This is a genomic window from Streptococcus sp. DD10 (genome assembly GCF_001578805.1).
Classification (GTDB): Bacteria; Bacillota; Bacilli; order Lactobacillales; family Streptococcaceae; genus Streptococcus.
In genome coordinates this window covers 626,159-637,265 of the sequence record NZ_KQ969157.1, presented here as the reverse complement: position 1 = coordinate 637,265, position 11,107 = coordinate 626,159, and the positions used below count along the sequence as shown (strand labels likewise).

Below are 11,107 nucleotides of genomic sequence, written 5' to 3'. Positions count from 1 at the left end.
AAATTCTCCTATTGATAACAATTTATTATCACTAGTATACCATAAATTCATTTTTAGTAGTTTGATTTGTATGATGATTATTTTAGTTAAAATTAAATAGCAAATTATGATATTGGCTAACTATAACTTAAAACACTGTTTTGAAATTATATCTAATACTTTTGATTCAATTACACACTTACAACAACGTGATATTTGTATAGTTTGAAGAAAACAAGTACAAATTTATTAGAAAATCGAGATTTCATAGGATTAGCACGAAAAATTTCAATTTTATAACTATATCCTCTAATGAATTTGAATCAGTCTTTTTTAAAATTCTAAATGATATGATAGTATTTTCAAGTAAAAAGAAATTGCCCTGATTGGAGACCATATCAAATCTTTACGAAAGACACATGACACGACACAACCAGAATTTGCATGAATTAGGGGTATTTCACGTAATAGCCTTAGTAGTTACTAGAACGGTATAAGTCCACTTTCAACTGAGCTGATAGATGCTATTTGCTAGAAGTTCAACGTATTCTATGTTGATATTGTGGGGAAAGAAGAAATGTTGAATCCAGTTGAAGATTATGAATTAACTTTAAAAATGGAGATTGTCAAGAAATGTGGAACAAAGTCTCCTATCTTGTCTCTATCGTTATCAAGACATTCCCTTTGATGATGAGAGAAATGATGAGTTAGTTCATGAACTGACAGAGTCTGAGTTGAGAATCAATGTTTTGTGAGAAAGAATATCAATATTAAATCAAGTAGCAGAATATTTATTGCTTTCAGTTGAAAACAAGCAAGAAACGAAGTTGAAGCTTTCAAAATTGAATATAACTGAGAAAATTGGCATTTATGTTGTTGAACAGGAGTTGAATAAATTAGGTATCCAGAAGAAAATTCGTACATTATATTGGGCAAGTTTATACACTGGCACTAATTAAATTTCTATTTTCAATACAAAGAAATGCTAGCTCTATATAACAAAAATAATTTACAGTATTTTAAAATAAGATGTGAACAAATCGATTGGGCAAGTTAAATTAATTGCTAAAAATGTTTTAGTAGCTGTAGTGTATTATTCTAGTTTCAATCCACTATAATAACGTACGTAATTTGTTTATGTGAACCAAAGATTTTCCTGGTGGGAAATAGGATTTAATTGAATGTTTGAAAGCTGATTATTGTTGATAGTAATAAGGGAGAATTATGAGGTGAAACTATGAAATGTGATGAATTTAAAAATGAAATTGATACACTTGAATTTGAAGTTAGTAACCAAGAGATTGCTGGTAAATCGGGGTCGGGTGGATGGTATACTGCTTTTAAATTGACACTAGCTGGAAGATGTGGTCTATGCTTCACATGTTCTTATGAGTGTACTAGTAATAATGTTCACTGTTAGAAACTAACCAAAGATGTTCCTTTATTTATTATTGACAATATACAATAAAAATGATATATTAAAAGATGTAATGTAATGAAAAAAGAAGATCACGGTATTGATACTTTGGATTACGAAATTAATCACCAAGAACTTGGTGGGAAATCTGCTGCAGGTTTGTATACTGCTATTACTTTGACCCTTCATGGTCATTGCGGATGGATAGTTACATATTCCTTTGAATGTAGTACACCACATGTAAGTTGTGGTTAAAAGAGGTGAATTGTACCTTAAAGGAGGATAGAATGGAAGGAATTATTGGAACGCTTGAATTTTATGCTCCTGTACTTTTATTAGGAGTATTCATCATTGGTATTGTCTACTTTATGAAAAGACGTAATGATAAACAATAGTGGATAGATTGGTTTTATCACTATTATTTCTAACCAATGCTCTTGAGGAGTATTGGTTTTTATTATGTGACTATTAGTCCGTCTCGCTCCGCTAGGTGCGAGACAAAAAAACCACCCGCTATGCGGGTGCGCGTCGAAGGTTATACCCAAAAAACTCCAAACGCGATACAATAAAGGTGTTCAAGCCAATTGTAAAGCGAAAGGAGAAGAAAAATTATCCAGTGGATGATTTTTGCCGAAACCTAAAAATAAAAAAGTTGAGGGCACAAAAGGCACATAGTTTATCGCACACAAAGTGGCACTGTAAGTATCACATTGTGTTCACCCCTAAGTATAGACGAAAAGTAATCTATAATCAATATCGAAGTAGTTTAGGAGAAATATTTCATCGCTTGTGTAGTTATAAAGGAGTTGAAATTATCGAGGGTCACTTAATGCCAGACCATGTACATATGTTAGTAAGTATTCCACCAAGGATAAGTGTTTCAAGTTTCATGGGTTATTTAAAAGGTAAAAGTGCACTCATGATGTTTGACAAACACGCCAATCTCAAGTACAAGTTTGGGAATCGGCATTTTTGGGCGGAAGGTTATTATGTGAGTACGGTTGGACTCAATGAAGTCACAATTAAGAAATATATTCAAGACTAAAGAAATTATCCAGCGGATGATTTCTTCACGAGTATGAAAATTTGAGAACGAGTAAAGCATGATATAGCACTAGATAAATTAAGTGTAAAAGAATATGAGGATCCCTTTAGGGATAGTGGTAAGTAATACTAAAGCCTCTTTAAGAGGCAAGTGACGAGTCAAGAGCAATAAGGCTTGAACAACGTGAGAGCCAGCGTCTTTAGGCGCTGGCTGGTAATTTGGGCTTATAGTCCTGGTTTAAACCACCCGTTAGACGGGTGGTCATGATTGTGCCCTAGAAAAAGACAAGAAGCCTCAATTACGACTCAATTCTGCACAAAATACTCATGTAGAATGTCTTTCTACCAGCTATAATAATGGTATAAAAGGAAATGGAGGAAATGATTATGCCACAACTAGTAGTAACAGGATTAAATAAGACATTTGGAGAGGGTGAAAGTTTGGTTTATGCCCTATCTGATATTTACCTTTCAGTAAATAAGGGTGAATTTTTAGCCATTATGGGGGCTAGTGGTAGTGGAAAGACAACTTTATTGAATTGTATATCCACTATTGATAAACCTGATTCGGGTAGTATTGTTTTTGAAGATTTTGATATGATTCAAGCAAAAGAAAGCCAATTAGCCGATTATCGCGCTAAGAATATCTCTTATATTTTTCAATCTTATAATCTGGTAGAGACCTTAACAGTTTATGAAAACGTAATTTTACCACTTCAAATTCAAGGAAAATCCATTAGAAAATATCAAAAGAAAATTAATGATGTTTTGGGTAAATTAGCTATTCAAAATCTAAAAAATAAATTTCCAAATCAATTATCAGGTGGGCAACGTCAACGTGTCGCAACAGCTAGAGCGTTAATAGATGATTCCAAACTCTTGATTGCAGATGAACCGACAGGAGCTCTTGACTCTGCTAACTCAGAAAATCTCATGTCCCTCTTACAAGAAATTAATCAAATGTTTGGAATCACTATTCTACTTGTTACTCACGATCCCGCTGCTGCTAAGTATTCGTCTCGAATGGTTCTTCTCAGTGATGGACAGATTACCGATGATATTGAGCGGAATGGACTATCAAACGACTTATACCTAGAAGAAATATACAGACGAACAAGATAGGAGGGGAGCTATGTACCCAAAGTTAATTTTACGTAATGTGTTTAGAAACTTACAAACCTATACGATTTATTTTTTAAGCCTTGCTTTGATTTATAGTCTTTTGTACGCCTTTAATGCTCTTCCAAGTCATCCTGTCATGCAGAGCTTATCGGGTGCGAAAGAAATGCTGACGACAGTTATGACCCAGTACATGGGCTTGTTATCTTATTTGATACTAGGCGCCGTTGCCTTTCTCATCGTTTACTCAACGAATTTTGTTTTAGGGAGACGGAAAAAAGAGCTTGGACTCTATGCAACGCTTGGAATGAAAAAGCACCAGATTATCGGAACCCTCTTCTTTGAAACCATGTTGGTAAACATCTTTGCTTTAGTTCTAGGATTTGCTTTTGGCCTTGTCTTGCTTGTTTTGCTTGCTCATATTGCCTCTGAGTTTTTCATGGCAAATTATTTTGGAAATTTACTCTTTTTGGATCCTAAATCAATTTCTCTTCTTGGTTACTCCTATTTGGTAACAAGTTTGATTGTTGGTGTGATGGAGGTTTCAACATTTAGAAAGAAACAAATCATTGCCTTGATTCAAGAAAATGGTGTTAAAAAATCTCGACTTATCAAGGAAAATTCTATTCTTCAACTATTGATTTTCATTATTTCAAGTATTGTTATCATCTCTGGAAGTCTGTATTTTTCTGATTATCATCATTTATCTATTTTGAAAAATTGGGGAGTCTTATTAGTCTCTGTTTTAGTTGTCTTTGTTATTCTTTTTTACAACACTTTGAGTCATTTCTTACTTAGAGTTGTTAAGAGAGTATCTGCTGTCTATTATAATAAATTAAACTCATTTAAAATCCGCCAATTTTCCAAACAAGCGGACAGCAATTCTGTAACGCTAGCAGTACTATCTATGACCTTGACTTTGGCTCTTAGTTTACTAGTGTTTGGTGGCAGTTCATACACAACCATGAACCATGAGTTGAATCGTTATGCCCCTTATGATTTACAAGTCAATTTATATAGAGGTAATGAGTTTCATTATGGAAACGAGAGTGTGAAAGATAGATTACAAGCAGGCGGCTTTGATTTTGATGTCGTAAAAGAAGAATATGTTTATTCAACTTTTACGAGTGATTTGACTTATAAAGATATAATAGATACTAGTCAGTTATGGGAGCACGATAAAGGGTTGCCTGATTCAAAAGTCCATATTTTAGGGATTTCAGCTTATAATCATCTAAGAAAACTACAAGGCAAAAAAGATATTGACTTAGCTGATGATGGCTATCTAGTAAATGCCAATTACAAAGGAACCATTAAACAAATCCAAGAATTTTTACTACAAACGAAAGATTTATCGATTGGCGGTTATTCTTTAAAATTGGCATCGTCCCAACCATTAGATACTGTTTATTTTCTTTCTTCAGTAGGATTAAATGATTCGGGGACTCTTATTGTACCAGATAAAGTTATTAAAGAATTGAACGAAGACTTTACAACTTATGTGGTTAAATATAAAGAAAATATTGATAAAAGAAAAATTGAAACATTTTTGAAAGAGTGGGTTGATAAGCATTACTTTACGGTGGATGGTGCAGAATTAAATGACTTCACTTATCAAAGTAAGGTGAGATTATCTGAGCTTTATATAGGATTTATGGGAGTCATTGTACTAGTATTGATATTTATTAGTGTTGTGTTTATTATTATTTCACTTAGCATTTTATCTCTACAAATCTCAACTAGTGCACTAGACAGCATTAATGATTATCGTATCTTATATCTATTGGGAAATAAGAAAAAACAAAATAAGAAAATACTGATTCATCAAATTATAAGTTACTTCTTTGTTCCCTTGCTACTTGCTGTTCCATTAGCGGTTTCTCTAAGCAAGTCCTTATTAGGTTACTTTGAAAACTTTGCCAATACAACTATCACTATTGATGTGACTTATCTAGGAGTGGCAGCTCTTCTCTTTCTAATTTACTTAGTCATAACCTATAAAGTGAGTTGGCATATTCTTGATCAAAATTAGGATAAAACTAGGATACTGTTAAATAGTACCCTAGTTTTATGCTATACTATACTTATAAAATAGAGGGAGATGATTATGATGAAAAAAATTGTAAAAATCATTTCTAATCATTCATTATGGTTGTGGCAATTAACTTTGCTGAATCACTTGATCTTGATGTTCTACATATACTATAGAGTTCCTATTTATTATGCAAGTGGTCTCATGCAAAAGTTCTCCGTAATACTTGTGATTTTGTTGATTGTGTCCAGCTATGTTTGTAACTTTACTACCTTTCGACATAGTGAATTAAAATTATGGACTATCTTTTTGCTAGCTTTGGTCAGTTGGCAAGCAATCTTTCAACAAGAAACAAGTAACACTTTGTTGCATTTTTTTGACATACTGAATCCAATTAATTCATTTTTATTGGTTTATAGTTCTCTTTCGATAATTTTACTAGGTGAGAAGATTGGGGAAGAATTGATGAATGTTTCACTAGCTTTAACCATCATTACCACTTTTTCTTACTTGATGTATTTTCCACTATTTTTGTTTTTATCAATATTCACTACTTTTTTTCTCACAGCTGTTCCTTTGCTTTTGTTGATCTTGTATCGAAAAGAGTTGAGAAATGTATTAGCTTCTCAAAGGAGAAATATCGTGATTCTTTCGGTAGTGTTACCTGTTTCCTACGTTATATTATATGGTAATACTGTGGAGTCAGTTGTTTTAAATTTAGTTTGGTATATTGAGGTATTAACTATACTGACTTTTTTACATTTTAAAACAATTTTTACATCACTAAAAAAGAAAATTGATGAATTGAAATTATCATACTTAAAAGCTTTTATTCGCTTATTTTTTTTAGTGGGAGGATTGTTACTACTTTCGTTTATCGGGTTTCAACTAGAGTTGAAAGTGAGTTTTTTAATTTTAAATATAGTTCTCCTTATTATGGCAATTGTTACCGAAGAATGTATTCGATTGTTTAACGTATCGGATATGAGAAATGCGAAAGATTACCTGGAAATTCTATTTTTGAAGCGAAATAAAATGGTTAATCATCTTCTTTCTAATGAAGTTGTAGAACAGCAATTTTCAGAATTTCTCCATAATGAAATTTTACAAAGTGTGATGGCTATTAAGAATTTCAATACTTACAGTAATAATGAGATGTTTGGTAATCAAATAAATCTTGTTACCGAAGAACTGGTGCAACGAATCAGAGAGCGAATGGATTATTATCAGCCCATGAGTGAGATAGATGAGCCTCTGGCAAAAAAATATCAGGCACTCATTGATAGAATAGAGAAAAGATATAAGAAAGAAAGTTCAGTGGTGGTACACTTTCCACCTAAATTTTCTTTAATGACTCCCTATGATAAACTTGTCTACCGTTTTGTTGAGGAGTTAATTACCAATGCGGTCAAATATTCACAAGGAGGAGAGATTTCTTTGGAAATCGAGGTGAAACAGGATACTATTTTTCTAGTTTCTGAAAATAAATCTGTCTCTACTAAAGAACCTTCTCTGGGATACGGACTGAAAAATATGGAAAATAAATTAAGTGTTTTAGGTGGCAAGATGAATATTTTAGATAAGAGTGGTGTTTTTCGTATTGTTATTGAACTACCGATTGATAAGGAGCTATGTTATGAAAATTTTGTTGATTGATGATCATAAATTGTTCAGTCAGAGTATTAAACTGATTTTGGAATTATCAGAGGATATTGAAAGGGTAGATTTGATAGATGATTTTTCTTCTGTCCTGGATTTCCCTTATGATGACTATGACATTATTCTGATTGACATAAACTTGACTAGTTTGTACCAGGAGGATGGGCTATCTTTAGCTCAAACGATTATTAAAAATGGATCTTCTGCTAAAATTGTTATCTTAACAGGATATAGTAAAAAAATGTATGAGTATCGTGCCAAGATAATGGGTTCCTGGGGATTTTTGGATAAGAGCATTGCTCCAGGGGAGTTACTTCAAAACTTGATAGAAATTTATCAGGGTAGAAAGATTTTTTCGGATGAAGTAGTGGTAGATGTTTTAACTTCACGTGAAATAGAAATATTAGAATTAGTTCGAAATGGTCTAAGCATAGATGATATTTGTGAAAAGGTTTATGTGAGTAAGCGAACTGTTTCGAATCATCTTGCGAATGTCTTTTCAAAACTAGGAGTGTCCAATAGACAAGAAGCTATTCATGTCGCGGAACAGTTAGGTTACTTTTCTCCCAAATAATTGATAAGTTATTGTCCTATTGTTTAGAAATCTTTAATTAAATTTGAGTGAGGATGGTTGCGAAAGAAATTACTCTTACTCTTAAAAAAGAGCATTACGTTCTAATAGTGAACAATCTCTTTGAAAACATACGACAGTTGGAACAATAGCAGATATTCTTCAAGAGCTACTGTTTGGCGAGTGGAGTCCAGCGGAGAAGGAGATGTTGAGGGTGGGGGAAGAGAAGTTGAGAAAATTTTAATTAGTCATATTTTATGTTAATATCAAATAGCAAGAATAGGTAAAAACTATGAATTAAGAGAAATATTAGACAAAGAATTTGATGAGATTGTTATAGAGTTTCAAAATAGAGGAATCATATTTGAAGATCAATTTAAAATAATGACTTCAATGTTTTGTAAGAAATATTCAACGGAATTCTGTGAATTATTGGAAGAGGAAACAGGATTAAACGTGTGGTATGGTTATCAGGTGCCTTATTTTTTCTATTACGATAGTGAAAGGTACGATAATAAAACGGCTTCTCTTGTTACAGAAAAGTATCAAAATAGAAATGGGAATTTGTAGTAAGCTATAAAAAGAGAAATATTTATTATGAGGTAACTATTTATATGGGAATTGTGATGAGACAATACAATGAGTTTTATATAAAATTACAAAAAGAGTTTAAATCAGCTCATAATCTAGTTGTAGAAACTATGCCAGCGAAATTTTCCAAAAAAGATTATGTTAAAAAATTTAACCCTGTTGTAAAATGAAATGCAACACAAAAGACACGTTCATCTGATATACTAGAATTGCGAAAAACAGCATAAAGGAAGATGAATATGTCTACTAATTATTCTACCACAAATCAATCCTACAAACACTTATCTGAAGTTGAAAGAGGAAAAATTGAGGCTTATTTAGACGATGGGCTCAAACCTTGGGAGATTGCTCGTCGGCTGGGGATAAATCGCTCTACCATTACTCGTGAAATCAGTCGTGGTTCCGTCAAGCAAGTAAAACAAATTAATAATCAGAAGGCCTACTACCAACACTATTATGCAGATGCTGCCCAAAATCGTTATCGTCAAGCCAGAAAGGCTAGTTATTATCTGAAACTGGATCACATTTCCGATGACTTTCTGGCAGAATTTACAGAAGCTATGAAAGAAAAACCAAGAGTGCATAGCGTTGATACCTTCGTTCACACCTATAAACTCCAACATGTGAACGAGATTGTTCCTTCGACCAAAAAACATCTAGGAAAGTCAATTGAAGAAAGACCTGAGGAAATCAATAATCGTTCCCGCTTTGGTGATTGGGAATTCGACTCTGTTCTGGGGGAAAGACCGTCGGAGAACCTTCTGTTCTGACTTTAGTCGAACGACAAACACGTTACGCTGTTACAAGGAAACTTATTGAGAAGAAGGCCGGGTATGTGAATCAAGCAGTATTGGAGTGTATGAAACATTATCCCATTCAGTCAATCACTTCGGACAATGGAAGTGAATTTTCATCCTTGAACGAGATAGAGGGATTGGATGTTTATTTTGCTCATGCCTATTCATCTTATGAGCGAGGTACGAATGAGAATTTCAACGGATTGCTGAGAGAGTTTATTCCAAAGAGAGTTTCACTAAAAGATTTCAATCCAAAGCTTTTAGAAGACTACTCCAAAGCTATCAACGAAAGACCAAGACGAATTCATAACTATCAGTCCGCAAAAAAGCTGTTTGAGCTAGCTCAAACAGCTGGAAGAGCACTCACTTAATCAGAGGAATGACTTTGTTGCACTTGACTTGACAATTAAGGAAAGAAATAATATTTTAAATACAGAGATAAAATATATCCAAATAAAGAATAGTGTAAAATTTGAATTGTCTTCATAGCTTTCCTTTCATTTGATATTAGTTTATCAAATGAAGAAAGATTATTCTTTAAGAAGATAACAAGCAAAGGTGGAGTATTGGTTATCAATGATAATAATCTAATCTTGATATTGGAACAAATACAGGAACTCAGTAATTTAGGTGAGAACGAATTAGCCGAGATTTATTAATAAAGAATTGCTTCCAGGCCGTTTATCAGCAGATATAGACTTTGACGTAGCCTTTAATGCATGTCAGGAAAATAGACGAATGAAGCATTTGCGTCTGAATGGGGACTAGAAAGTTATCTACTAGTAACATCTTTAAAAGTATATGACTTGAAAAAACAGATGAAATTTCATTCCGTAAATATCTCGTAAAAACATTTGATGCAACTAAAACAATAAATTAATTTGCAGGAAGCAAATTAAAACTCGACATGGAATTGAATAAAGTTCTTCCAATTTGGAAACAAAAAGTTAAGCTGAAGTATAAATCAAAAGTTCTTATCCCAAACAGTTATTTTATGAAAGAAGGAATATTATGAAATTTAACATAGTTATTGAATACAACGTAAAAAACGTTAATGAAAAGAATCTTAATAAGGATATTGAGTTTGAATATCATAAGCGTGTCTATAAAGAAAATGGTGAGAAAAAAGCGAAAATATATTCTGATACTGTAAAATTTAGAAGAAATAAAATTAAAATCGAATGTAAACGTACCACAGCAACTGATTTAAAAAATTGTTGGAGAACAAAGAGAAGTAACTTTAAAAGGTTTTGATAGCAATTATAAAGAATGTTATGAAGGTTGCAAAATAAACTACCTACAATTGGTAGTAGTTTATGCGCAGTATAGGAGAAACAAGCTTTTACATGGGGAACATGTTGATTCTACATTTTTAATTTCTGATGTCAATGCCGACATTCTATCATGTATCTCTGATATTGTATTTCAAGTTAGCATAGATTTAGTTAACAATATTGATAAGAATGATTTTAGTAAAGCCAAGATTTTTTAAATAATATAGGTTGTTTAATAATCTAATTAGAGCATAAAGAAATGGTAAAAATTCTTGTAATCTGTAATTGAATCACTGTAAAAAAGGGGGGCTCTTTATCAACTGCAGTGGGTAGATGAAATGAAAAGAGTAGATATTAAAGGAGTGGTCTGTGAGAATAGCTTTCAGTCAAAGAGCAAGCAATTTGTTCTCACAGGTGTTTTCCCCTTTGTTTTAAGGAAGTATGGCATTTTATGAGATTTTTTGAGAATGAAAATTACTCCATTAAAAAACAGATAAACTAAACAAATATAAATGTATCTTACTAGCAGGGAAGAAAAGAACTCCTAGTTATTTTGATTTACAGTAGAATGTTTGATATAATGAAATAGAGTGCAGTTGGGTTTGAGACAGATTTAATTTTTGG

At 32.6% G+C, this 11,107-nt stretch carries 8 protein-coding genes and 4 pseudogenes; all 12 read left to right on the top strand.

Annotated elements, in window-relative coordinates; all coding sequences use genetic code 11:
* Window positions 1–436: 436 nt before the first annotated feature.
* Window positions 437–680 (top strand): annotated as a pseudogene (locus tag STRDD10_RS10380) (XRE family transcriptional regulator); the annotation flags it as partial.
* A 536-nt stretch (window positions 681–1,216) separates the two neighbouring features.
* Entirely contained in the window at window positions 1,217–1,399 is a 183-nt protein-coding gene (slmA, locus tag STRDD10_RS11450) for a salivaricin M family lantibiotic (RefSeq protein ID WP_000649491.1), read from the top strand.
* Window positions 1,400–1,474: 75 nt separating this feature from the next.
* On the top strand, window positions 1,475–1,651 hold the full coding sequence (gene slmA / locus STRDD10_RS11075; protein ID WP_197458293.1) for a salivaricin M family lantibiotic: 177 nt from the start codon (window positions 1,475–1,477) through the stop codon (window positions 1,649–1,651).
* A 397-nt stretch (window positions 1,652–2,048) separates the two neighbouring features.
* Window positions 2,049–2,438, top strand: a pseudogene (gene tnpA / locus STRDD10_RS02830) (IS200/IS605 family transposase); the annotation flags it as partial.
* A 389-nt stretch (window positions 2,439–2,827) separates the two neighbouring features.
* Window positions 2,828–3,562: an ABC transporter ATP-binding protein gene (locus STRDD10_RS02825; protein ID WP_067193033.1), complete on the top strand. Its 735-nt coding sequence runs from the start codon at window positions 2,828–2,830 to the stop codon at window positions 3,560–3,562.
* A 10-nt stretch (window positions 3,563–3,572) separates the two neighbouring features.
* Window positions 3,573–5,591, top strand: a complete 2,019-nt coding sequence (locus tag STRDD10_RS02820) for an FtsX-like permease family protein (protein ID WP_067192930.1) — start codon at window positions 3,573–3,575, stop codon at window positions 5,589–5,591.
* Between the two features lie 75 nt (window positions 5,592–5,666).
* Window positions 5,667–7,247: a sensor histidine kinase gene (locus tag STRDD10_RS02815; protein ID WP_231853355.1), complete on the top strand. Its 1,581-nt coding sequence runs from the start codon at window positions 5,667–5,669 to the stop codon at window positions 7,245–7,247.
* On the top strand, window positions 7,228–7,824 hold the full coding sequence (locus STRDD10_RS02810; RefSeq protein WP_067192928.1) for a response regulator transcription factor: 597 nt from the start codon (window positions 7,228–7,230) through the stop codon (window positions 7,822–7,824). Before STRDD10_RS02815 ends, STRDD10_RS02810 begins: the two co-directional genes overlap by 20 nt.
* Window positions 7,825–7,972: 148 nt before the next feature.
* Window positions 7,973–8,065: pseudogene (locus STRDD10_RS11865) on the top strand (toxin PezT); the annotation flags it as partial.
* 370 nt (window positions 8,066–8,435) lie between these two features.
* The gene (locus STRDD10_RS10760; protein ID WP_156468568.1) at window positions 8,436–8,582 is read left to right on the top strand and encodes a hypothetical protein; all 147 of its coding nucleotides are present in this window, start codon (window positions 8,436–8,438) and stop codon (window positions 8,580–8,582) included.
* A gap of 69 nt (window positions 8,583–8,651) precedes the next feature.
* Window positions 8,652–9,580: pseudogene (locus tag STRDD10_RS10370) on the top strand (IS30 family transposase).
* Between the two features lie 640 nt (window positions 9,581–10,220).
* Window positions 10,221–10,463 (top strand): hypothetical protein, encoded by a 243-nt coding sequence (locus tag STRDD10_RS02790; protein WP_067192922.1) that lies wholly within the window; start codon window positions 10,221–10,223, stop codon window positions 10,461–10,463.
* Window positions 10,464–11,107 lie beyond the last annotated feature (644 nt).

Excerpts from the sequence above, each read along its gene's own strand:
- slmA (WP_197458293.1), top strand. The coding sequence starts at position 1,475 with ATGAAAAAAGAAGATCACGGTATTGATACTTTGGATTACGAAATTAAT.
- STRDD10_RS10760 (WP_156468568.1), top strand. The coding sequence starts at position 8,436 with ATGGGAATTGTGATGAGACAATACAATGAGTTTTATATAAAATTACAA.
- STRDD10_RS02810 (WP_067192928.1), top strand. The coding sequence starts at position 7,228 with ATGAAAATTTTGTTGATTGATGATCATAAATTGTTCAGTCAGAGTATT.
- STRDD10_RS02820 (WP_067192930.1), top strand. The coding sequence starts at position 3,573 with ATGTACCCAAAGTTAATTTTACGTAATGTGTTTAGAAACTTACAAACC.
- STRDD10_RS02790 (WP_067192922.1), top strand. The coding sequence starts at position 10,221 with ATGAAATTTAACATAGTTATTGAATACAACGTAAAAAACGTTAATGAA.
- slmA (WP_000649491.1), top strand. The coding sequence starts at position 1,217 with ATGAAATGTGATGAATTTAAAAATGAAATTGATACACTTGAATTTGAA.
- STRDD10_RS02815 (WP_231853355.1), top strand. The coding sequence starts at position 5,667 with ATGATGAAAAAAATTGTAAAAATCATTTCTAATCATTCATTATGGTTG.
- STRDD10_RS02825 (WP_067193033.1), top strand. The coding sequence starts at position 2,828 with ATGCCACAACTAGTAGTAACAGGATTAAATAAGACATTTGGAGAGGGT.